Source organism: Pseudomonas sp. 25 R 14, assembly GCF_900004755.1.
Lineage (GTDB): Bacteria > Pseudomonadota > Gammaproteobacteria > Pseudomonadales > Pseudomonadaceae > Aquipseudomonas > Aquipseudomonas brenneri.
This window is the reverse complement of the sequence record NZ_CVTS01000010.1, coordinates 19,301-42,138: the sequence shown is the minus strand read 5'-3', so window position 1 is coordinate 42,138 and position 22,838 is coordinate 19,301. Positions and strand designations below refer to the sequence as shown.

The window sequence follows — 22,838 nt, the reverse complement described above, 5'->3', positions numbered from 1 at the left end:
TTCTCAATGCCCGCTTTACCCTGGCTGTACCTGGTACTTCTTTCCATTGGCTATGGACTGGCCCTGACCTACGGGAAACTGGGTTTACTGGCCCTGGTATCTATCGGCCTGTTACTGGTGGCCGGGTATGCCGTGCGCCAACAACGCAACCCATGGGCGCGCTACCTCGGCCATGGCCTGTTCATCGTACTGGCCCTGGGCCTGGCGATGCATTGGCTGCCCGGTTTCTACAACGGTCGTGGGATCGACCCGCAGCGCTTCACCGCCGATGCGGTGCCCTTCTCGATGTACTTGAACCAGGACAAACCGCTGATTGGCTTGTGGCTGCTGCTCGCCTGTCCATGGATCGTCGCCCGCCGCCCGTTGCGCCTGTCGATCTATGCCACGGCCCTGGCCTTGACCCTGACAACTATTGCCGCCCTCGGCGGTGCGGTGCTTCTGGGCATCATCAGTTGGGCGCCAAAGTGGCCGGACCAGGCATGGCTATGGGTGCTGAACAACCTGTTGCTGGTGACCCTGGTCGAGGAGGCGCTGTTTCGCGGCTACATCCAGGGCGGCTTGAGCCGACGCTTCCAGCAACTGCCCTATGGCGAAAACCTCGCCTTGTTGCTGGCTTCGTTGCTGTTTGGCCTGGTACACGTGGGCGCAGGCTGGCAGTGGGTGCTGCTGGCCAGTATCGCCGGCGCGGGTTATGGCCTGGCGTACCGCTTCGGTGGCCTGGGCGCGGCGATTGCTACGCACTTTGGCTTGAATCTGCTGCATTTCGGACTGTTTACCTACCCGATGCTCGCGGGCTGAACCAGCCCCCACGCAGTGAACACAACCCAGTCACCAGGCCTTCACTTGCCTTGATCTGCGTTGAAGGAACCCGCGCACCCGCCTTCCAGGGACGACCCGTCTGCGTCTTTCCATCAGGCCTTGAACAAGAGTCCACGCCTATGCCCCTCAAGACCCTGTCCGTTTTTGGCACTCGCCCGGAAGCCATCAAGATGGCCCCGCTGGTCATCCAACTGGCAAATGACGCGCACTTCAACTCAAGAGTCTGTGTCACCGCACAGCACCGGGAGATGCTGGACCAGGTACTTGACCTGTTTGAACTGGTACCTGACTACGACCTGAACCTCATGAAGGCCGGCCAGAACCTGGCGGATGTAACGACGGCCATCATTCAAGGGCTGCAGGCGGTACTGGACGACTTCACGCCAGACATCATCCTGGTACACGGCGATACAGCCACCACCTTCGCCGCCAGCCTCGCGGCCTATCACCGCAAAATCCCGATTGCCCATATCGAGGCCGGGCTGCGCACCAACGACCTTTACTCGCCGTGGCCCGAGGAAGGCAATCGGCGCCTGACCGGCAGCCTGGCGACGATTCATTTTGCGCCGACGCACACATCCCGGCAGAACCTGCTCAATGAAGGCGTCGCACCTGAACGCATCCATGTCACAGGGAACACGGTGATCGATGCGCTCCTCAGTACGGTAGAGAAACTGGGCCCCCCCTTATCACCGCTGCGTATCGCGCTGGATTGCCAATTCGCCTTCCTGCCCGAGGGGCAACGCATGGTCCTGGTGACCGGCCACCGCCGGGAAAACTTTGGCGACGGCTTTGAGCGCATTTGCCAAGCCCTGGCCAACAGTGCCCGCTGCTTTCCAGAGGTAGCCTTTGTTTATCCGGTACACCTGAACCCCAATGTGCAGACGCCAGTAAAGCGCCTACTGACGGGGATCGACAATGTGCATCTGATCGCTCCCCAGGACTATCTGCCCTTCGTATATCTGATGACCCGTGCGTACCTGATCCTCACTGACTCAGGCGGTATCCAGGAAGAAGCACCTGCGCTGGGCAAGCCGGTGCTGGTGATGCGCGATACCACCGAGCGCCCCGAAGCGGTCGAAGCGGGGACGGTCAAGCTGGTCGGCACCGATGTCGGCTGTATTACCCATCACCTGAGCAGGCTGCTCGAAAACGAAGCCGATTATCGGCAAATGAGCATCGCCCATAACCCTTATGGCGACGGCGATGCATGCATCCGTATTCGCGCTGCGCTGTTGAGCCTTGCTCAAAAGAACGAGGCAGTTGCATGAGTGTTGCAAGGATTTGTGTGATGGGCCTCGGTTATATCGGCTTACCGACGGCCGCCATTTTTGCCTCGCGCAAAAAGCAGGTAATCGGGGTGGATATCAACCAGAGCACCGTGGACATCATCAATCGCGGGGCCGTGCATATTGTCGAGCCCGAGCTGGAACTGCTGGTACATGCGGTGATCACCCAAGGCTATCTGCGGGCAACCACCACGGTGGAGCCTGCGCAAGCATTCCTGATCGCCGTCCCCACACCGTTCAAGGACAACCATGAGCCTGACTTGAGCTACATCAGGGCGGCTGTCGAAGCCCTAGCCCCGGTCCTGAAAAGGCGTGACCTGGTCATCCTCGAATCCACTTCTCCGGTGGGTACCACCGAGCGCATGACCCAGTGGCTCGCCCGGGCCCGCCCCGACCTGACCTTCCCCACCACCCACGGCGAAGCCAGTGATATCCGTGTTGCCCACTGCCCGGAGCGGGTGTTGCCGGGCCATGTGCTGCGCGAGCTGGTGAGCAATGACCGGATCATCGGTGGTATCACGCCAGCCTGTTCCGCTGCCGCCGCACAGCTCTACCAGACGTTCGTCAAAGGCCAGTGCATCGTGACTGATGCGCGTACAGCGGAGATGTGCAAGCTCACTGAAAACAGCTTTCGCGACGTCAACATCGCCTTCGCCAATGAGCTTTCAATGATCTGCGCACAATTGAAAATCAACCCCTGGGAACTGATTCGCCTGGCCAACCATCACCCGCGGGTGAACATACTCCAGCCAGGGCCAGGGGTCGGTGGCCACTGTATCGCCGTTGATCCGTGGTTCATCGTCAGCAAGACCCCTGAGCTGGCGCAATTGATCCGCACGGCCCGCGAAGTCAATGACAGAAAACCGCAGTGGGTCATCCAACAGGTCAAGCTGGCACTGGCAAACCTGTTGCTCAAGCGCGCGGACTTGCGGGCCGGCAACGTACGCATTGCCTGCTATGGCCTGGCATTCAAAGCCGACATTGATGATCTGCGCGAGAGCCCTGCCCTGTTTATCGCCCAGCAGTTGGGGGAGGTGCTTGGGGTAAAACTGTTGCTGGTGGAGCCAAACATTGAGGCACTGCCGGCTGATATGTCTATGCATTCACTGACCGATACCGCCGATGCCCTGGAACGCGCACAGATTCATGTATTACTGGTCAGGCACCGCGAGTTCGCCTTGATGTCCAGCAGGGGCGCAGACCTTCTAGTGATTGACGCTGCCGGCGTGCTGGCGACCTGAGGGGGTGACAATGAATGCAGTCGAACGCTCCTTGCGCCAACAACTGTCCCAGACCCAGCAGGAACATCACACGGCCACCAAACAGATCCATCAGCTCCAGACCGCCCTCGCCCAGGCCCTTGAACAAGTCTCAGCCAGCCATGAGCAACTGCACACCGCCAACGCCAGACGCCACCTGGCGGAGCAACGGCTGATCAAGACGCGCGCAAGCATGACCTATCGGCTGGGCTATGAGCTGAAGGTGGGCATTCGCACCCTGGGCGGGTGGGTGCGCCTACCGGCGACGCTGTTCAAGTTGTACCGGCAGGCCCGCAAGAACCGTGCGCTCACTCAAACCAATGCGCGCATCGAGCGAGTGCCACTGCCGGCCGTGCGCGCCATCATGGCGACACCCACGCCCCAGCCCCTGGAGAATGCCAGGCACATTCGCAATCACCTGCTGCCTGGTGCCAACCACAGTAGCAAGGGCCTGAAAGTCGCCTGTGTAATGGACGAATTTTCCTACGAGGCGTACCGCCACGAATGCCAGCTATTACAACTGACACCCGCCAACAGCCTGGCCGAGTTGCAGGCATTCCAACCCCAACTGCTGTTTATCGAGTCAGCCTGGTGCGGCAAGGACGCCTTATGGAAAAACAAGGTGGGTCACAACAGCGAGGAACTGCGAGGTGTCTTGAAGTGGTGCAAAGCGCAAGGCGTGCCCACGGTGTTCTGGAACAAAGAAGATCCGGTGCACTTTGAGACGTTCCTTTCCACCGCCAAGCAATTCGATACTGTCTTTACCACCGATATCGACTGCATTCATCGTTACAAAGGCGCACTGGGCCATGAGCGCGTCTACTTGCTGCCTTTTGCCTGCCAACCGGTGCTGCACAATCCGATTGAACTGTATCAGCGCAAAGATGCGCTCTGCTTTGCGGGTGCGTACTACGTGCGCTATCCCGAACGAATCCGTGATCTGGACCATTTCCTGCGGGATCTACCGCAGTTTCGCCCGCTGGACATCTTCGATCGCAACCTGGAAAAACAAGACCCCAACTATCAGTTCCCCCTCGCGTATCGACCGTACATTGTCGGTACGTTGAGCAGCGCACACATGGACTTGGCCTACAAAGGCTATCGCTATGGGGTCAACCTCAACTCGATCAAGCAATCGCAATCCATGTTTGCCCGACGCATTTTCGAGCTGCTCGGTTCCAACACCCTGACGGTCAGCAATTTTTCCCGTGGTCTGCGTTTGTTGTTTGGCGATCTGGTGATCACCAGCGACAACAGTGCACAAGTCCTGCAACGTCTCACAATGCTCACGGACACCCCCCAGAACAGCGCCAAACTACGCTTGGCCGGGCTGCGCAAGGTCATGCAGGAACACACCTACGCGCACCGCTTGAGTTATGTCATGACCAAGGTAAACGGCAGTGCCAAACACGATAGCCTGCCCTCGATTTGCCTCCTCGCCTGTGCCGCTGACGATACCGAGTTCCAAGCCCTGGGCCGACACTTGCAGCGCCAGCGCTACGCCAATGTCGTCATGTATGTTGCAGTGAATTTTGAAGCCTGCCCGTTGGATCCACGTTTACGCCTACTCAGCTATCAGCAACTCAATACCCTCACGCTGGAAGAACTGGCCAACGGCGCCTCCTGGTTCGGCACCATGCTGGCCGAGGACTACTACGGGGCCAACTACCTGCTGGACCTGGCCCTGGCAGCGAGCTACAGCCAGGCCACGGTGATCGGCAAGGTGACTCATTACGCGGCGAACAGCGGCGCTATCCAGTTGCACAACGCCGATCAGGAATACCGACATGCAAGCGCAATCGCGGCGCGTTGTTCGCTGATCAAAACCTCATCCCTGCCCAGGCAAACCGCAGGCGATTGGCTCAACGGCTCGCAAACCCTTGAATACCGGGATCCACAGGGCCTGGCGATCGACGCCTTCAATTACTGCAAGAATGCCGCGAATAACAACGAGCAGCAGGTCAGCGAGACCGTCGACGATCTTGAGATCAATACCGGTATCCACCTCAATCAATTACTGCAACGGGCAGAAGCCATCCCGGCGCTGAAAACAAGCACCCACAACGCGCAATTCAGCGGCCAGACATTGGCCCGGCAGTTTGGCCCGATCAGCAGCAGGGTGTTGCAGGATCGCATCGATGGGGAGACCTGGCATATCAGTTCATCCCTCGCAGATGGCAAACACGAGTACTGGTATGCCAAGCAGGTACTGAGCGTTGCGCAACTGGGCGGCGCGCCACTGAAACTGTGCCTGGACGCCACACCCGGCCTGAACATCCAATTGGTCGTCCTGTTCCTGGATACGCATGAGCAACGTATCGGACACTCCATGGCACCGGCCAATCGCAATCAGACCTGTGACATACCGCCGGAAACGGCGCACCTGCGCTTGGGACTGCGGGTCTACGGCAGTGGAACTGCAGCCATCACGGCACTGTTGCTCGGGCATCGAAACCTGCAACCCTCGACCTTGCTCGCCAAGGCCCGGCACTTGCTGCTGACTAACCATTACCCCGCCTATGACGACCTGTATCGCAACGGTTTCGTTCACACACGTGTTATCGCCTACCAGAAGCGCGGTATTGCAGTCGATGTCTTCCGTCTACGCGCCAATCAATCAGCGGGTTATCAGGAGTTCGAAAACGTCGATGTGATGACCGGCTCCCAGGACAGCCTGGTGAAAATGCTTGAGTCGGGATCGTACAACGTCGTCCTGGTGCACTTCCTGGATCCGTCGATGTGGGAAGTCCTACGCCGGTACGCGCAGAGCATCCGCATCATCGTCTGGGTCCATGGCGCCGAGATCCAGCCATGGTGGCGTCGTGTATACAACAGCAATAGCGAAGAGCACCGGCAACTGGCCAAACTTGACAGCGAAAAGCGCCTGCACTTCTGGCACAACCTGCTTGCGCCCATGCCTGCTAATCTCAAGCTGGTATTCGTATCCCGTCATTTTGCCGAAGAAGTCATGGAGGACCTCGGTTTCCGCCTGCCAGACGCCCAGTACGAGATCATTCATAACCCGATCGATACAGTGCTGTTTTCCTATGAAGAAAAACCCGTCGAGCAGCGTAGGAAAATCTTGTCGATTCGCCCCTATGCCTCTGCAAAATATGCCAATGATTTGAGCGTGCGGGCTATCGAACTGCTCGCCCTCAAACCGTACTTTGCCGAGCTGGAATTCCATCTAGTGGGAGACGGCACCCTGTTTGAGGAAACCCTGGCCCCCCTGCGCAAATACCCAAATGTAAAGATAGAAAACCGCTTCCTCAGGCAGCAGGAAATAGCCGCCTTACACAAGCAATATGGGATTTTCCTGTGCCCTAGTCGGGCAGATACCCACGGTGTTTCCCGCGATGAGGCAATGGCTTCAGGGTTGGTCCCCATCACCAATGGCGTGACCGCCATCCCGGAATTTGTCGACGAGCGTTGCGCAATCCTGGCACCTGCCAACGACGCCGAAGCACTCGCAGCGGGCATCGCCAGGCTTGTAGAAACGCCCCAACTATTCCATGAGTTATCCATGGCTGCGCGCGCAAGAATAGAACGCCAAACGTCGATGAACAGAATCTTGGCGCAGGAATTAAAACTGATTGATGTTTAGTTAAACAGCGACTGAGCGTACATAACCTCATGATAAAAAAAGCGTCTAGCCAAACCTCGCACCCGGAATGCCGCACTCCAGACAGGCAAATAGAAAGCAGCTTACATTTCACCAACAAGATATCCGGGGAAGACTATTACCCGCTTGAAGCGACAGCATTCAAGGGTAATGCCAAAGCTCGGAAAACGGTTTGCGGCTTGGCGTTTTTATTCCATGAAGACAAAAACACGCATCAAATAAGGCTTTCACTCCCCAATCCCTACGTGGCAAACGGGCTTAGCATTCGCTTTAAAATATCTGGTTGGCAGTCATTGAAATACATGGCTATCGGCTACGACTCCAGTGAAGGATATAAACACATAAAGCTGGCTAACACGGCTATCAACCAATGGGTAGATTTTTCGTTTGGCTATGGCGATCTCGCTTTTGGCATACAAAACGACTGGCAACACGTCGTCGATTCGACAGTTTGCGAGGTAAAAATATTCTTCAAGGGGCATCCACTGCCAGAGGGCTCCGAACTGAAAGTTGAAGAAGTTATCTGTTGGCGAGAACGTACAACGCCACCTCCATGGTCGAGCGGGCCTGATCAAATTGACCCGAACCAGAAAAGCAAAATATCGCGCTTACCGGCGGTTTTTATCGAAAAGCTGTATGCCTATTTTGAGCAATGCTTTACCCATTCAGAGCAGCAAGTCCAAGCCTACCTTGCCCATGGCGACTGTCCTCTGTCCGGTGACGTGAGTCTCGCCTGGCCTGCTGAAAAAAAACTTCCGGATAGGCTGCAAGATACTGGAACCTACCGATTTTCCTGGCACGCATTGCATCCTGCCGCAATGCTGATGGTCTATGCGCGCAACCATGAGGATATCGCCGCTGTTTTTTCTGCCCGGGAGTTTATCGGCAACTGGCTCGAACACAGTTATTTCACCCATGACGCCGATAAAAAATATGCCTGGTACGACCACGGCACCGCCGAACGAATGCTTGCGTTTATCCTGATGTGGGACATGGGTGCACAGTACAATTTCGACCGACGCTTCATGTCACGCTTACGCAGTGCAATGTTCAGGCACGCGCAGTTGCTGGCCTCCGAGGCCTTTTATGCTTCGCACCAGTTGACGCGTTATCACAACCATGCGTGGTTTCAGGATACGGCACTCTTGGCCGCCGCATTAGCCATGCCAGAGCTGCCTTGTGCGCAAAACTGGGCTTGCAGGGCGCAGGTACGCCTTGAAGATCAGTTGGACAACTTGATCATTCGCGACAATGGCTACGCCATCTTTATCGAAAATTCGATTGGCTATCATCAGGGCGTGCAACGCCTGATTACCTTTGCCGGCGAACTGGCCTTGTTGAATGGAGGACACAGCAGCATCCCGGACATAGCCCATGAGCTTATGCAGTTTTCGGAGCTATTAAAGTACCCCGACAATAGAACCCCCGCGCAAGGCGATACGTTCCGCAAGGCCAACCCTACGAGCGCACCTGGAGCACTCACCCCTTACAGCAACAATAGCGTCGAGATACTGCCAAAGGCTGGCTATGCAGTCATCAAGAGCAACCACCAAACGCACGCTTATATGCTGTGCTTATTTGCAACTTCTCTGTGCCAGACGCACAAACATGAGGACAATCTTTCGTTCACGCTATACATGGATGGCATTGAATGGCTGATAGATCCAAGCTTCAACTCTCACGAATATAAAAAACCGCTGGAAACATTCCTCAGAAGTGCGTGGGCACATAACAACGTCGCAATCAGGGGCGCTCATTACAGCATTGAACCAAATCTTGCACAGCTCACCGGCGCGGTGGAGAACTCAATTTTCCACATGCACAGCTCGCACTCTGCCTACCACGGATATGTGGTTTCAAGGTCTATTGAAGGCACCCTCGACGTACTGGATTTTCGTATCACGGACACGGTGACGGGTGACGGCACTACCGAGGCGTTCACCCTCTTTCATTGTGGCGATGGGGTCATCGTGACCCCCGTTGAACAAGGGGTGCAGTTGTCCCACCCCCATTCACGATGCAGCCTGGATATTCTCAGCAGCAACCGCTTTACCGTCATTTATGGATGGCACGAGTCCGCTGATCTGAATGCCATGGCCGGCCTCGGCTTCATGCAAGCACAGGCAACGACAGTGGTGGCGTTCAGAATCCCCCTGCCTGGGTGTTCAACCTTTCAGATAAGCGCCTCTTCGAATACGCCGACCCCGTAAACCCGGAGCTTGTATGCACCCAGCCACTCCACTGCATTGGTATTGCTCCGTCTGCGTAAAAGTCGTGGGCAGCGTTCCCGGTCATACATTTTTGCTGATCGTACTCATGCTGGTATCGCAGCTCAGTTTACTCAGTGCATTTTTCCTGCCGATAAAAGCCATTATCCTGATGGGGTCCCCCTTCATCCCGGATTACTTCCCCGCAGCACTTGCATCCCTGGGGCGCAAAACCCTCTTTACCTACTTGAGCATAGCGGCAATATTTTTATACCTGACCCATTTGCTTGCAGAAAATAAAATCAAGAGCTTTACCGAGCGCGGCGCCCAGCAACTTATCGTCAACTGCGCCAATATGATTCCGTTCGAAGACCAGGAAAATCTCACAACCCGTACATTCTCAAGATTGACCAGAAGCCTGGCAAACACGCTATTCATCACCGCTGCCCTGATGGTGCTGGGCATCATGTATAAAGGACTATTTTTCGCACTCCTGGGTATCTGCGCATTCGCGGGCAGCGTGTACATATTTGTACGACCCGCCCCCACCACAGAGGTTCTAGAAATACCCAACACCGTTGCTTCACTGGGATTTCTTGCCGCCTTCGGTTTTATATTTTACGACCTGCTGAATACAACTTCCTCCAACATAATCGCAGCATTGATTGGGCTTATGTTGGCGCGCCAGATAATGCAACGCGCGGCCATCCTGATTCAGGACACCCATAGCTTGATGACTCAACATGTTAAAATTTCGAACTTACTTTTTAACATGCCATGTCTCGCAACTTCTGACAACAGCCCTGATATTTTATGGACACTTCTCAAGCCTGATGTACGCCACTCTCTTATCGGCAACGCCATCTCTGAAATTACAGGAGCCTCTTACAACGTCATCGACGCGAAATGGCACCAAATCGGAATACACGACATTGCGGCCTTCGAGGTCACCGCCCGCCATACGGCCACTGCGCAGAAACACCGGTTTCTTATAAAAATCTTCAACTCAAAAAGAAAAAACCTGGCCATCAGTGAAGCAATGTTACTGGCGAACACCCAGCATACTAACTTACCCACTCTTCCGTTCCTGGGGGCCAGCGCTATAGAAAATTTCAACTGTCATGTCTTTGAATGGACCTCACTCGAAAAGTGCGACCCTTTATACATAAAGCACCCCATGCATAGTGTATTGAAAGACATGATGAGAACCCTGCCAGCGGCAAATCTTACTGAGCTGTTTTTAAACTCTCAGCCCTTACTATGGGATCGCCTCACCCCACACAATCTTTCAGCATTTGAACTAGCGATCGACACCACTCACTATGCAGACATCCTGCAAGCGTTTATGGCAGCACGCGCAGATATAGTGTCCCACTTGAAAAAAGTCCCACTGCAAATAGCAAATTTCGACATACACAAAGATCATTTATTAAGCGACCCACAGGGCAAGCTCTATGTAAGCCACTGGGGCCTGTGGAGTCTCGAACCCGTCGGAGCAGGATGGCCCACGTCGAAAAAAGAGCTACAACAACTGCACGGCATTTTTCATGACCTGCAACTGAATCGCGACGACACACGTCATCTTTCATTTCAACTATTCACCCTTTCAGTCCTGTTATCAGCGCTGGACAGGCTTGTGGCAAAGCAACACTTCATTTCGGCAGCCAAGTTACTTCCCCCCATCATGGCCGCCTATGCCCAGGAAACGGCCCCGCAACAGCAGGAGTCGCGGATATGAAAAAGATCGCCATGATCGTCTGGAACGAGTTCCGTCACGACGCCCGCGTATTGAAACAGGCCCAGACACTGCAGGCGGCCGGCTATCAGGTCACGGTGTTTGCGCTGCACACCCCGGGCGTCACCCGGCAAAAAGAAACCCTCAACGCAGGCATCCAAGTGATCCGCGTAGCCCGGCGCCCATTCTGGCGGGCACGGGCCGCCGGGCCTGGCCACGCAGTGGCCCCATCGGCAACGGGGAACACACTGTCACCAATGCGCCTCATCGCCCGGCTATGGACTCATGTCGGCCTGCTGGTACGCATGGCCCTGCATCGTGCAGCGGTCATCCACGCCCATGACGTTAATACACTGCCAACCGCTTGGTTGGCCGCCCGCCTCAGTGGCGCGCAGTTGGTTTATGACGCTCACGAAATCAGCACCAGCCGCGAGGGCTACTCGCGCTTTCGTGGGTGTGTGGCGCGAATTGAGCAAACGTTGATGCCCAGGGCCCAGGCCACCCTGACCACCACGACGACGCGAGCAAAGTTTTTTGCCCGTGCCTATGGAATTGTGCGCCCGTTGGTCCTGCAAAATCGCCCGCGATTGACTGTGTGCCCGCCAACCCAACGTATTCGTGAAGAGTTGGGCTTGCAACAGGCCTGGCCAATTATCGTCTATCAAGGCGGGTTGCAGCAGGGGCGCGGGCTGGAGCGTCTGTTGCGAGTAGCCGCCAACGTGCAAGAGGCCTATTTTGTATTGATAGGCGCAGGCCGGTTGACCTTGCCACTCATGGCGCTAAGTCGCGAACTGGGCTTGAGCGAACGCGTGCATTTCATCCCCACCGTTTCCCTGGCCGATTTACCCAGCTATACCGCATCGGCCGATATTGGCGTCCAGCCTATCGAAAATACCTGCCTGAACCACTTCAGCACAGACTCCAACAAGCTATTCGAATACGTGATTGCCGGGCTGCCCGTGGTGGCTACGGATTTTCCGGAAATCCGCCGGGTCGTCAAAACCCATGACCTAGGACTACTGGCCAACGCCGGCGACGACCTGCAACTGCGCACAGCCCTCCAAAGCCTGGTCGACTCCCCCACCCTGCGCCGCAAGTACGCTCGCAACGCATCCAGGGCCAGGCCACATCTGAACTGGGAACAGCAAGAGAGCCAATTGGTAACCCTCTACCAGCGCCTGCTCGCGGGAAAAGCGCAGGTTTATCCATGACTGTCCGTATTCTGCTGTTGAGCTTTCATTACCCGCCTGACCTTGCAGCGTTTCGCATCGAAGCACTCGTGGAGGCATTACTCGCCCAATCAACCTACAACGTACAGGTTGACGTAGTGACCACCCATCCCAGCCGCTATCCCTCACACTACTCCCCCGGCGACTACGACCCGCCACGCCCGGGGCTGACCATTACACGCATTGCCCTGCCCAAGCATAAAAACGGCCTCCTGGGCCAGGCGTGGGGATTTTGTGTCTATGCCGATGGCGTGCGCAAAGCGGTGAAGAACAGGGAGTACGACATGATCCTTGGTTCCTCCTCACGCCTGATGACGGCGGCCCTGGCCAGCGCTATCGCGCGTTGGCGCAAAACACCGCTGTACCTTGATATTCGCGATATCTTCGTCGATGTCTTGCCCGAGCTGTTCCCGGGAATCGTCGGCAAGATACTGGCCGGTATGTTTACACGGGTCGAACGGCTGACCATCAACCAGGCATCACGGATTAACCTGATCTCACCGGGGTTTCTCGCTTACTTCAAAGAGCATTATCCCGACAAAAATTTTTCCACTTATACCCATGGTGTTGACGAACTGTTTCTTCAGCCTCTCCCTCCTGCCGGCCTTTACCCAAACAAAGGCCGCTTGAAAATCGTGTATGCCGGCAACATCGGTGCAGGCCAGGGCCTGGAAAAGATCATCCCGCAACTGGCAGAAAGACTGGCTGAACGCGCGTACTTCTACATCATTGGGCATGGCAACACCGTACAAAAGTTGCGTGACGTGCTGGAGCGCCGGCAGATAACCAATGTCGAGCTGATTGCCCCGACACCCCGCGCCGAGTTGATCCATTACTACCGCCAAGCCGATGTACTGTTTTTGCACCTCAATACGTTCAAGGCCTTCCTCAAAGTCATCCCCTCCAAGTTGTTTGAGTACGCCGCTACCGGCAAGCCGATCCTGGCGGGCCTGGAAGGCTATGCAAAACACTTCACCAACACGCATATCGCCAATGCCTCGGTGTTTACCCCCGCCGACCTGGATTCGGCCGTTGCCGCACTGACGCGACTGCATCTGGGAGCAACCGACCGGTCAGCATTCGTCCGCGACTACACGCGTACGACCATCCAGCAACGCATGGCGCTGGACATATTGGGTACCGGGAGCAATCCATAGAACAGCACAAGGCCCCGCCGATTATTGCAAAAATAAGCTAAATAAAAGCCCGCGCCGGCCGACAACCTGTCAAAGCCTTGCGGATTGATCAATCATGCGTAATAACCAACCCGTTACCCAGCGCGAACGTACCTTCCCCGCTCAACAACGGTTGATCTCCACGACCGATGCCAAAGGCGTGATCACCTACTGCAACGATGCGTTTGTCGAGATCAGTGGGTTTTCCCGGGATGAACTGATGCGCGCCCCGCACAACCTGGTACGTCACCCCGACGTGCCAGCCGCGGTGTTCGGGCATATGTGGGCGACGCTCAAACAAGGCTTGCCATGGATGGGCATCGTCAAGAACCGCTGCAAGACCGGCGATCACTACTGGGTCAACGCCTATGTGACCCCGGTGTTCGACGGCGAACAGGTGATCGGCTACGAATCGGTACGGGTCAAGCCGACTGCCGAGCAGATCCGCCGTGCCGAAGCGCTGTACCAGCGGATCAACCAGGGCAAGTCGGCGATCCCGCGCAGTGATAAATGGCTGCCGGTGCTGCAGGACTGGCTGCCGTTTATCCTGGTCAGCCAGCTGAGTTTCCTGATTGGCATCTGGCTCAATTCCCACTGGGGCTTTGCCTTGGCCGCCGCCTTGTCGGTGCCGCTGGGCCTGCTCGGCCTGAGCTGGCAACAGCGTGGCCTCAAGCGCCTGCTGCGCCTGGCCGAACAGACCACCTCCGACCCGCTGATCGCGCAGATGTACACCGACAGCCGTGGCGCCCAGGCGCGACTGGAGATGTCGATCCTCAGCCAGGAAGCGCGTCTGAAGACCTGCCTGACCCGTTTGCAGGACACCGCCGAGCACCTCAACGACCAGGCCGCGCAGTCCAATACCCTGGCGCACAACAGCTCCACCGGGCTGGAGCGCCAGCGCGTGGAGACCGAACAGGTGGCCACCGCCGTCAATCAGATGGCCGCGACCACCCAGGAAGTCGCCAGTCATGTACAGCGCACGGCGGATGCCACCCAGGAAGCCAATCGCCTGACCAGCCGTGGCCGCGACATTGCCGGGGAAACCCGCGAAGCCATCCAGCGCCTGTCGGTGGTGGTCGGGGAAACCGGCGTGACCGTGACCCAGTTGGCCAAGGACAGCGACGAGATCGGCGGCGTGGTGGATGTGATCAAGGGCATTGCCGACCAGACCAACCTGCTGGCCTTGAACGCGGCCATCGAAGCGGCGCGTGCCGGTGAGATGGGCCGGGGCTTTGCGGTGGTGGCCGATGAAGTGCGGCAACTGGCGCAACGTACCAGCGAATCCACCGGGCAGATCCATGCCCTGATCGCTAAGCTGCAACAGACCGCCAGCACCGCCGTGCAGACCATGGATGCCGGACATCGCCAGGCTGAAGAAGGTGTGGCGCGGGTAATGGAAGCGGACGCGGCGCTGGTGGGGATCAGTGAAGCGGTGGCGCATATCACCGACATGACCACCCAGATCGCTGCGGCGACTGAAGAGCAAAGCTCGGTGGCCGAAGAGATCAGCCGCAATATCAGCACCATTGCGCTGTTGGCCGACCAGACCTCGGAGCAGGCGTTGAATTCGGCGCAGTTGAGTGAAGAACTGACCCATACGGCCAATACGCAGTATTCGCTGGTGGAGCGGTTTAACCGCTAGATCGCTATCGCAGGCAAGCCAGCTCCCACATTTTGAATGTATTCACAGATCAAAATGGGAGCTGGCTTGCCTGTGATGAGGCTCTAACAGGCGCCTAAAAACCCAGCCATCTTCACCGCCGCAGCCTCCAAATGCTGCTCATGACTGAACCCCGAAGCCTTCAACGGCTTCAAATCATGATCCCCCGCGACCAGCCACATCACCTCGATGCTCGGCGACAGCACATAACCCTCCACCGCCGCCCGATTGCCCAGCGCATCGCGCTCGCCCTGCACGATCAACGTCGGCGTCTTCAGCCCAGCCAAGTGTTCGACCCGCGGTTTTTCCGGCTTGCCCACCGCATAGAACGGATAACCCAGGCACACCAGCGCATCAGCCGCCAACTCATCGGCCACTAGACTGGCCATCCGCCCGCCCATGGACTTGCCGCCAACCGCCAAAGGCCCAGCGACATGACGTCGCACCTGGGCATATACCTCGCGCCAGCATTCCAGCAGTTTCGGCGCTGGGTTCGGTGGGCGTTTGCCCCCGTCCACACGGCGCTGGGCCATGTAGGGAAACTCGAAGCGCAACACGTTCATCCCATGCCCGGCAAGGCGTACAGCCATATCGCTCATGAAACCCGAGTCCATCGGCGCACCCGCACCGTGGGCCAGGATCAGCGTCGGTGATGGACCTGCGCCAACGCGCGTAGCCGCATTCCACAACCAGCCCTGTTCACGCACACACTGCGCCCATTGATCCCCGTCAATACTGGCCTTGTGCTCTTTGCCCATGCTTGCCTCGCTTTTTAGTCTGCCTATAACTCCAGCCCAAGTGCCGCATCTGCTTGGGTTGAACCGTGGATGGGGAACCATGAACACTACTTTAAGTACCGCCTATAACTACAAGGTGGTCCGCCAATTCGCCATTATGACGGTGGTGTGGGGCATCGTCGGCATGGGGCTCGGGGTTTTTCTCGCCGCCCAGTTGGTATGGCCCGAACTCAACTTCAACCTGCCTTGGACCAGTTTCGGTCGATTGCGCCCACTGCACACCAACGCGGTGATTTTCGCGTTTGGTGGCTGTGCGCTGTTTGCCAGCTCCTTCTACGCGGTGCAACGCACCTGCCAGACCCAGTTGTTCGCGCCCAAAGTCGCCGCGTTCTGCTTCTGGGGCTGGCAATTGGTGATCCTGCTGGCAGCAATCAGCTTGCCACTGGGCTACACCAGTTCCAAGGAATACGCCGAGCTGGAATGGCCGATCGACATCCTGATCACCATCGTCTGGGTCGCCTACGCCATCGTGTTCTTCGGCACCGTGGCCAAGCGCAACACCAAGCACATCTACGTCGGTAACTGGTTCTTCGGTGCCTTCATCATCACCGTGGCGATCCTGCATATCGTCAACAACCTGGAAATCCCGGTCAGCCTGACCAAGTCCTACTCCCTCTACGGTGGTGCGACGGATGCCATGGTGCAGTGGTGGTATGGCCACAACGCCGTAGGTTTCTTCCTGACCGCGGGCTTCCTGGGGATGATGTATTACTTCGTGCCGAAACAGGCCGAGCGTCCGGTTTACTCCTATCGCTTGTCCATCGTGCACTTCTGGGCATTGATCACCCTGTACATCTGGGCCGGTCCTCACCACCTGCACTACACCGCGCTGCCGGACTGGGCACAGTCCCTGGGCATGGTGATGTCGCTGGTCCTGCTGGCACCCAGCTGGGGCGGCATGATCAACGGCATGATGACCCTCTCGGGCGCCTGGCATAAGCTGCGCAGCGACCCGATCCTGCGCTTCCTCGTGGTATCGCTGGCGTTCTACGGCATGTCGACCTTTGAAGGTCCGATGATGGCGATCAAGACGGTCAACGCCCTGTCCCACTACACCGACTGGACCATCGGCCACGTACACGCCGGCGCCCTCGGTTGGGTGGCGATGATCTCCATCGGCGCGCTGTATCACATGATCCCGAAAGTCTTCGGTCGCGAGCAGATGTACAGCCTCGGCCTGATCAACGCGCACTTCTGGCTGGCCACCATCGGCACCGTGCTCTACATCGCTTCGATGTGGGTCAACGGCATTGCCCAGGGCCTGATGTGGCGTGCGGTCAACGAAGACGGCACCTTGACCTACTCCTTCGTCGAAACCCTGGTGGCCAGCCACCCAGGCTTCATCGTGCGGTTGGTGGGCGGTGCGATCTTCCTCAGCGGCATGTTCCTGATGGCTTACAACACTTGGCGCACCGTGCGTTCGGCACAACCTGCCGAAGTAGCCGCTGCGGCGCAGATGGCCTGAGGAGTCGATGATGAAACACGAAACGATTGAAAAGAACGTCGGCCTGCTGATGCTGCTGATGGTGCTGGCCGTGAGTATCGGCGGCCTGACGCAGATCGTCCCGCTGTTCTTCCAGGACGTGACCAACAAGCCGGTCGAAGGCATGAAGCCCTATACCGCGCTGCAACTGGAAGGCCGTGACATCTACATCCGCGAAGGCTGCGTACAGTGCCACTCGCAAATGATCCGGCCGTTCCGCGCCGAAACCGAACGCTACGGCCACTACTCGGTTGCCGGCGAAAGCGTATGGGACCACCCGTTCCTCTGGGGCTCCAAGCGTACCGGTCCCGACCTGGCCCGGGTCGGCGCTCGCTACTCCGACGACTGGCACCGCGCGCACTTGTACAACCCGCGCAACGTCGTGCCTGAGTCGAAGATGCCGGCCTACCCATGGCTGGTGACGGCCCAGGTCGACAGCAGCCACACCGAAACCAAGCTCAAGGTCATGCGTACCCTCGGCGTGCCGTACACCGACGCGGACATCACCGCGGCCGTGGACAGCCTCAAGGGCAAGACCGAAATGGACGCTCTGGTCTCCTACCTGCAAGTGCTCGGCACTGCAATCAAGAGCAAGAGGTGACCCATGGGTTTTGAACTGGATACCGGAATGATCCGCGGACTCGGCACGCTGGTGGTGGCGATTGCCTTCATCGGCCTGTCGCTGTGGGTGTTCAACGCCAAGCGCAACCCGGAGTTCGCCGAAGCCTGCCTGCTGCCATTTGCCGATGAGCCTAAGCCTGACGCCATTGGCACCCCATCCGACGCTCAAGAAGAGCCTGTAACAAGGAGCATTCGGCCATGACTACCTTTTGGAGTACATGGATCTGTGTACTGACCCTGGGCAGCCTGATCGGCCTGACCTGGCTGCTGTTCGGCACCCGCAAGGGCGAGACCAAGGGCAGCGTCGACCAGACCATGGGCCACGCCTTCGACGGGATTGAGGAATATGACAATCCCCTGCCGCAATGGTGGTTCCTGTTGTTCGCCGGCACCCTGGTGTTTGCCGTCGGCTATCTGATCCTCTACCCGGGCCTGGGCAACTGGAAAGGCGTATTGCCGGGCTATGAAGACGGCTGGACCCAGAACAAGGAATGGGACAAGGAAATGGCCAAGGCCGACGCCAAGTTCGGGCCGATCTTCGCCAAATTCGCAGCCATGCCCGTGGAAGAAGTGGCCAAGGACCCGCAAGCGTTGAAAATGGGCGGTCGCCTGTTTGCCTCCAACTGCGCGGTGTGCCATGGCTCCGACGCCAAGGGCGCCTACGGCTTCCCGAACCTGGCGGACGACAACTGGCGCTGGGGTGGTTCGGCTGATGCAATCAAGCTGACCATCATGAACGGTCGCCACGCAGCGATGCCGGCCTGGGGTGAAGTGCTGGGCGAAGACGGTGTAAAAAACGTCGCCGCTTATGTACGTCACGACCTGGCCAAATTGCCGCTGCCGGCTGACAGCAAGGTCGACCTGGCCGCTGGCAAGCAAGCATACGACACCACTTGCGTGGCATGTCATGGCCCAGAGGGCCACGGTGTTGAAGCCATGGGCGCGCCAAACCTGACGCAACCTGCCGGCTTCATCTACGGCACCAGCCTTGCGCAGTTGCAACAAACCATCCGCCACGGCCGTCAAGGCCAGATGCCGGCGCAGGAAGCACTGCAAGGCAACGACAAGGTCCACTTGCTGGCCGCCTACGTCTACAGTCTGTCGCAGAAAGAGCAGAAGTAAGCTTTAAGCTACACGCTGCAAGAGAAGAGTTCTCAACTCGGCTCTTGCAGCCTTTTCAGCCCTCCCCCTCCCCGCTCCAAACTTGCCGCTTGCAGCTTGCTACTAACCGCTGCGCCCTGCGCCCTATTGTCACACCCTTCTAAAGCACACCTTTCCCCTCTCGCCATTCGGGTCTACGCTTGTTTCGACAGTGGGCCGGCGTTGATCGGTCGCAGCTTAACTTGCACGCGATGAGTCAGACATTCCAGCAGGGTGACAGGCGCAAGGGCTGACAGTTACCGGCTATCGCGCCACCGACCATTCGTCACCTTGGCAGCGTGTCCCTACACATCGCGTTGCAAGTACCTGCGCCCCCTCAAAATTCCTGTCCAACCCGTCAGCTTTTCATTTTTGATTTTGTCCTTACACCAAACAGGGAAAGGGCGCAGAATCTGGCTTGAAACGCATTGACGCAGGTCAGCGTTACGTTGCAATGGCACTTCGCATTGTCCATACTTGCGGCCGATTTTTATCCTAATAAAACACCTAAACCGTGGAACCTTAGAATGAGCACAGCAATCAGTCCGACTGCTTATAACTATAAGGTAGTCCGCCAGTTCGCCATCATGACGGTGGTCTGGGGGATCCTTGGCATGGGGCTCGGTGTCTTCATCGCCTCGCAACTGGTCTGGCCGGAGTTGAACTTCGACCTGCCATGGACGACGTTTGGACGCCTACGCCCACTGCACACCAACCTTGTGATCTTCGCCTTCGGCGGATGTGCACTGTTTGCCACTTCCTACTATGTCGTGCAGCGAACCTGCCAGACGCGACTGATTTCCGACGGCCTCGCCGCCTTCACCTTCTGGGGCTGGCAAGCAGTCATCGTCGGCGCCATCATCACCCTGCCAATGGGCTTCACCACCACCAAGGAATACGCGGAATTGGAATGGCCCCTTGCCATCCTTCTGGCGATCGTCTGGGTGACCTACGGCATCGTGTTCTTTGGCACCATCGTCAAGCGCAAGACCAAGCACATCTACGTCGGTAACTGGTTCTACGGTGCGTTCATCGTGGTGACCGCGATGCTGCACATCGTCAACCACGCGTCCCTGCCGGTGAGTTTCTTCAAGTCCTACTCGGCCTACGCCGGTGCGACCGATGCGATGATCCAGTGGTGGTACGGCCACAACGCCGTAGGGTTCTTCCTGACCACCGGCTTCCTGGGGATGATGTACTACTTCGTGCCAAAACAGGCCGAGCGTCCGATCTACTCCTATCGCCTGTCCATCGTGCACTTCTGGGCGCTGATCACCCTGTATATCTGGGCCGGTCCTCACCACCTGCACTACACCGCACTGCCGGACTGGGCACAGTCCCTGGGCATGGCCATGTCGATCATCCTGCTGGCTCCAAGCTGGGGCGGCATGATCAACGGCATGATGACCCTCTCGGGCGCCTGGCATAAGCTGCGCACCGACCCGATCCTGCGCTTTTTGGTGGTATCGCTGGCGTTCTACGGCATGTCGACCTTCGAAGGCCCGATGATGGCGATCAAGACCGTCAACTCGCTGTCCCACTACACCGACTGGACCATCGGCCACGTACATGCCGGCGCTCTGGGCTGGGTCGCGATGATCTCCATCGGCGCGCTGTACCACATGATTCCCAAGCTCTATGGCCGTGCGCAGATGCACAGCACCAGCCTGATCAATACGCACTTCTGGCTGGCCACCATCGGTACCGTGCTCTACATCGCCTCGATGTGGGTCAACGGCATCACCCAGGGCCTGATGTGGCGTGCAATCAACGATGACGGCACCCTCACCTACTCCTTCGTCGAAGCGCTGCAAGCCAGCCATCCTGGTTTCATCGTGCGCGCCCTTGGTGGTGCGTTCTTTGCCAGCGGCATGCTGTTCATGGCCTACAACGTCTGGCGCACCGTGCGTGCCGCGGACCCTGTAGCCGCTGAAGCCGCCGCCAAGATCGCTGTCGTGGGAGCTCACTGATGAAGCATGAAGTAGTCGAGAAGAATATCGGCCTGCTGGCCTTCTTCATGGTCATCGCCGTGAGTATCGGCGGCCTGACCCAGATCGTTCCGCTGTTTTTCCAGGACGTGACCAACAAGCCGGTCGAAGGCATGAAGCCGCGCACCGCCCTTGAACTGGAAGGCCGCGACGTCTACATCGCCAACGGCTGTGTCGGCTGCCACTCGCAGATGATCCGTCCGTTCCGTGCCGAAACCGAACGCTATGGCCACTACTCGGTTGCCGGTGAAAGCGTGTGGGACCACCCGTTCCTGTGGGGTTCCAAACGTACCGGCCCGGACCTGGCCCGCGTGGGTGGTCGTTACTCCGATGACTGGCAGCGTGCGCACTTGTACAACCCGCGCAACGTGGTGCCCGAGTCGAAAATGCCGGCGTACCCGTTCCTCGTGGAAAACAAGCTCGACGGCAAAGACACTGCCAAGAAAATGGAAGTCTTGCGCACCCTCGGCGTGCCTTACACCGACGAAGACATCGCCGGTGCCCAGGCAGCTGTAAAGGGCAAGACCGAAATGGACGCGCTGGTGGCCTACCTGCAAGGCCTGGGCACCATCATCAAAAGCAAACGGTGATCTGAATGGATATCGGGATGATTCGAGGCCTGGGCACCGTTGTCGTGATGGTGGCCTTTATCGGCCTGGCGTTGTGGGTGTTCAGCCCCAAGCGCAAGTCAGAGTTTGAAGACGCGACCTTGCTGCCTTTTGCGGATGATCCCGAAGCCATCAAGCACGTCGAGCAAGCTTCTAGGAGTAACAAAGAATGACTACGTTCTGGAGTCTGTACGTCACAGTCCTCAGTCTGGGTACCATTTTTGCCCTGACCTGGCTGCTGCTGTCGACCCGCAAGGGCCAGCGCGCCGAACAAACGGACGAGACGGTTGGCCACTCGTTCGATGGCATCGAGGAATACGACAACCCGCTGCCAAAGTGGTGGTTCATGCTGTTCGTCGGCACCATCATCTTCGCCTTGGGCTACCTGGTGCTGTACCCGGGCCTTGGCAACTGGAAAGGCCTGCTGCCGGGTTATGCCTACCTCGACAACGAGAAGCAAACCCCGTTCGCCAACGGCCAGAGCGGCTGGACCGGCGTGCACGAGTGGGAAAAGGAAATGGCCCGCTCGGACGCCAAGTTCGGGCCGATCTTCGCCAAGTTTGCCGCCATGCCCATTGAAGAAGTGGCCAAGGATCCGCAAGCCCTGAAGATGGGTGGCCGCCTGTTCGCCTCCAACTGCTCGGTGTGCCATGGTTCCGACGCCAAGGGTGCCTATGGCTTCCCCAACCTGACCGACGCCGACTGGCGCTGGGGCGGCGAACCGGAAACCATCAAGGCCACCATCATGGCTGGCCGTCACGCGGTCATGCCGGGCTGGGCTGAAGTGATCGGTGAACAAGGCGTGGCCGACGTCGCCGGTTTCGTGCTGACCAACCTCGATGGCCGCAAGCTGCCGGAAGGCGCCAAGGCCGACGTGGCCAACGGCGAGAAACTGTTCGCCGCCAACTGCGTGGCGTGCCACGGCCCGACCGGCAAAGGCACCCCAGCGATGGGCGCGCCTGACCTGACCCACCCGGGCGCGTTCATCTACGGTTCGAGCTTCGCCCAACTGCAGCAGACCATCCGTTACGGCCGCCAGGGCCAGATGCCTGCACAAGAGCAGTTGCAGGGTAATGACAAGGTGCACTTGCTGGCGGCGTATGTTTACAGCCTGTCGCACAAAGAGCAGCAAGAGCAGAAGTAAGCGGCAAGCCGCAAGAAAAAGCCCCGTACAGCGCATGCTGGCGGGGCTTTTTTCTTTCTGGA

At 57.9% G+C, this 22,838-nt stretch carries 18 protein-coding genes; 17 read left to right on the top strand and 1 reads right to left on the bottom strand.

Going from position 1 to position 22,838, the window contains the following annotated elements; all coding sequences use genetic code 11:
• Positions 1 to 6 precede the first annotated feature (6 nt).
• From BFQ03_RS01520 to BFQ03_RS01480, 9 genes are all read left to right on the top strand, one after another.
• On the top strand, positions 7 to 798 hold the full coding sequence (locus BFQ03_RS01520; protein ID WP_065942361.1) for a CPBP family intramembrane glutamic endopeptidase: 792 nt from the start codon (positions 7 to 9) through the stop codon (positions 796 to 798).
• Between the two features lie 140 nt (positions 799 to 938).
• The gene (wecB, locus tag BFQ03_RS01515; protein WP_032863329.1) at positions 939 to 2,090 is read left to right on the top strand and encodes a non-hydrolyzing UDP-N-acetylglucosamine 2-epimerase; all 1,152 of its coding nucleotides are present in this window, start codon (positions 939 to 941) and stop codon (positions 2,088 to 2,090) included.
• On the top strand, positions 2,087 to 3,349 hold the full coding sequence (gene wecC / locus BFQ03_RS01510) for a UDP-N-acetyl-D-mannosamine dehydrogenase (protein ID WP_032863330.1): 1,263 nt from the start codon (positions 2,087 to 2,089) through the stop codon (positions 3,347 to 3,349). Before wecB ends, wecC begins: the two co-directional genes overlap by 4 nt.
• 10 nt (positions 3,350 to 3,359) lie before the next feature.
• On the top strand, positions 3,360 to 6,971 hold the full coding sequence (locus BFQ03_RS01505; RefSeq protein ID WP_065942360.1) for a glycosyltransferase family protein: 3,612 nt from the start codon (positions 3,360 to 3,362) through the stop codon (positions 6,969 to 6,971).
• Positions 6,972 to 7,000: 29 nt separating this feature from the next.
• A complete protein-coding gene (locus BFQ03_RS01500) occupies positions 7,001 to 9,199 on the top strand; it encodes a heparinase II/III domain-containing protein (protein ID WP_229752172.1) in 2,199 nt (732 codons plus the stop codon).
• Between the two features lie 13 nt (positions 9,200 to 9,212).
• Positions 9,213 to 10,934, top strand: a complete 1,722-nt coding sequence (locus BFQ03_RS01495; protein WP_065942359.1) for a hypothetical protein — start codon at positions 9,213 to 9,215, stop codon at positions 10,932 to 10,934.
• Positions 10,931 to 12,142, top strand: coding sequence for a glycosyltransferase (locus BFQ03_RS01490; RefSeq protein WP_065942358.1), 1,212 nt, complete (start codon positions 10,931 to 10,933; stop codon positions 12,140 to 12,142). The genes BFQ03_RS01495 and BFQ03_RS01490 overlap by 4 nt, the downstream gene beginning before the upstream one ends.
• A complete protein-coding gene (locus tag BFQ03_RS01485) occupies positions 12,139 to 13,317 on the top strand; it encodes a glycosyltransferase family 4 protein (RefSeq protein WP_065942357.1) in 1,179 nt (392 codons plus the stop codon). Before BFQ03_RS01490 ends, BFQ03_RS01485 begins: the two co-directional genes overlap by 4 nt.
• A 94-nt stretch (positions 13,318 to 13,411) precedes the next feature.
• Positions 13,412 to 14,977 (top strand): methyl-accepting chemotaxis protein, encoded by a 1,566-nt coding sequence (locus tag BFQ03_RS01480; RefSeq protein ID WP_065942356.1) that lies wholly within the window; start codon positions 13,412 to 13,414, stop codon positions 14,975 to 14,977.
• 83 nt (positions 14,978 to 15,060) lie between these two features.
• On the opposite strand, the gene BFQ03_RS01475 is transcribed toward BFQ03_RS01480, so the two are convergent.
• Entirely contained in the window at positions 15,061 to 15,753 is a 693-nt protein-coding gene (locus tag BFQ03_RS01475) for an alpha/beta family hydrolase (RefSeq protein WP_065942355.1), read from the bottom strand.
• A gap of 79 nt (positions 15,754 to 15,832) precedes the next feature.
• On the opposite strand from BFQ03_RS01475, the gene ccoN (BFQ03_RS01470) reads away from it, so the two are divergent.
• From ccoN (BFQ03_RS01470) to ccoP (BFQ03_RS01435), 8 genes are all read left to right on the top strand, one after another.
• A complete protein-coding gene (gene ccoN / locus BFQ03_RS01470) occupies positions 15,833 to 17,257 on the top strand; it encodes a cytochrome-c oxidase, cbb3-type subunit I (RefSeq protein WP_029300057.1) in 1,425 nt (474 codons plus the stop codon).
• Positions 17,258 to 17,267: 10 nt separating this feature from the next.
• Positions 17,268 to 17,876 carry a cytochrome-c oxidase, cbb3-type subunit II gene (ccoO, locus tag BFQ03_RS01465; RefSeq protein ID WP_029300055.1) on the top strand — a complete coding sequence of 203 codons (609 nt, stop codon included), beginning with the start codon at positions 17,268 to 17,270 and terminating at the stop codon, positions 17,874 to 17,876.
• A gap of 3 nt (positions 17,877 to 17,879) precedes the next feature.
• A complete protein-coding gene (locus BFQ03_RS01460; protein WP_032863336.1) occupies positions 17,880 to 18,098 on the top strand; it encodes a cbb3-type cytochrome oxidase subunit 3 in 219 nt (72 codons plus the stop codon).
• Positions 18,095 to 19,018, top strand: a complete 924-nt coding sequence (gene ccoP, locus BFQ03_RS01455) for a cytochrome-c oxidase, cbb3-type subunit III (protein WP_032863337.1) — start codon at positions 18,095 to 18,097, stop codon at positions 19,016 to 19,018. The genes BFQ03_RS01460 and ccoP (BFQ03_RS01455) overlap by 4 nt, the downstream gene beginning before the upstream one ends.
• Before the next feature lie 545 nt (positions 19,019 to 19,563).
• Positions 19,564 to 21,006 (top strand): cytochrome-c oxidase, cbb3-type subunit I, encoded by a 1,443-nt coding sequence (ccoN, locus tag BFQ03_RS01450; RefSeq protein WP_032863338.1) that lies wholly within the window; start codon positions 19,564 to 19,566, stop codon positions 21,004 to 21,006.
• A complete protein-coding gene (gene ccoO / locus BFQ03_RS01445; protein ID WP_029300047.1) occupies positions 21,006 to 21,614 on the top strand; it encodes a cytochrome-c oxidase, cbb3-type subunit II in 609 nt (202 codons plus the stop codon). Before ccoN (BFQ03_RS01450) ends, ccoO (BFQ03_RS01445) begins: the two co-directional genes overlap by 1 nt.
• Before the next feature lie 5 nt (positions 21,615 to 21,619).
• Complete coding sequence (locus tag BFQ03_RS01440) at positions 21,620 to 21,805, top strand: CcoQ/FixQ family Cbb3-type cytochrome c oxidase assembly chaperone (RefSeq protein ID WP_003175465.1); 186 nt, start codon at positions 21,620 to 21,622, stop codon at positions 21,803 to 21,805.
• On the top strand, positions 21,802 to 22,776 hold the full coding sequence (gene ccoP / locus BFQ03_RS01435) for a cytochrome-c oxidase, cbb3-type subunit III (RefSeq protein WP_032863339.1): 975 nt from the start codon (positions 21,802 to 21,804) through the stop codon (positions 22,774 to 22,776). Before BFQ03_RS01440 ends, ccoP (BFQ03_RS01435) begins: the two co-directional genes overlap by 4 nt.
• Positions 22,777 to 22,838: the final 62 nt, after the last annotated feature.

Coding starts and splice junctions, on each gene's coding strand:
- BFQ03_RS01520 (WP_065942361.1), top strand. CDS start 7: ATGCCCGCTTTACCCTGGCTGTACCTGGTACTTCTTTCCATTGGCTAT.
- wecB (WP_032863329.1), top strand. CDS start 939: ATGCCCCTCAAGACCCTGTCCGTTTTTGGCACTCGCCCGGAAGCCATC.
- wecC (WP_032863330.1), top strand. CDS start 2,087: ATGAGTGTTGCAAGGATTTGTGTGATGGGCCTCGGTTATATCGGCTTA.
- BFQ03_RS01505 (WP_065942360.1), top strand. CDS start 3,360: ATGAATGCAGTCGAACGCTCCTTGCGCCAACAACTGTCCCAGACCCAG.
- BFQ03_RS01500 (WP_229752172.1), top strand. CDS start 7,001: ATGATAAAAAAAGCGTCTAGCCAAACCTCGCACCCGGAATGCCGCACT.
- BFQ03_RS01495 (WP_065942359.1), top strand. CDS start 9,213: ATGCACCCAGCCACTCCACTGCATTGGTATTGCTCCGTCTGCGTAAAA.
- BFQ03_RS01490 (WP_065942358.1), top strand. CDS start 10,931: ATGAAAAAGATCGCCATGATCGTCTGGAACGAGTTCCGTCACGACGCC.
- BFQ03_RS01485 (WP_065942357.1), top strand. CDS start 12,139: ATGACTGTCCGTATTCTGCTGTTGAGCTTTCATTACCCGCCTGACCTT.
- BFQ03_RS01480 (WP_065942356.1), top strand. CDS start 13,412: ATGCGTAATAACCAACCCGTTACCCAGCGCGAACGTACCTTCCCCGCT.
- BFQ03_RS01475 (WP_065942355.1), bottom strand. CDS start 15,753: ATGGGCAAAGAGCACAAGGCCAGTATTGACGGGGATCAATGGGCGCAG.
- ccoN (WP_029300057.1), top strand. CDS start 15,833: ATGAACACTACTTTAAGTACCGCCTATAACTACAAGGTGGTCCGCCAA.
- ccoO (WP_029300055.1), top strand. CDS start 17,268: ATGAAACACGAAACGATTGAAAAGAACGTCGGCCTGCTGATGCTGCTG.
- BFQ03_RS01460 (WP_032863336.1), top strand. CDS start 17,880: ATGGGTTTTGAACTGGATACCGGAATGATCCGCGGACTCGGCACGCTG.
- ccoP (WP_032863337.1), top strand. CDS start 18,095: ATGACTACCTTTTGGAGTACATGGATCTGTGTACTGACCCTGGGCAGC.
- ccoN (WP_032863338.1), top strand. CDS start 19,564: ATGAGCACAGCAATCAGTCCGACTGCTTATAACTATAAGGTAGTCCGC.
- ccoO (WP_029300047.1), top strand. CDS start 21,006: ATGAAGCATGAAGTAGTCGAGAAGAATATCGGCCTGCTGGCCTTCTTC.
- BFQ03_RS01440 (WP_003175465.1), top strand. CDS start 21,620: ATGGATATCGGGATGATTCGAGGCCTGGGCACCGTTGTCGTGATGGTG.
- ccoP (WP_032863339.1), top strand. CDS start 21,802: ATGACTACGTTCTGGAGTCTGTACGTCACAGTCCTCAGTCTGGGTACC.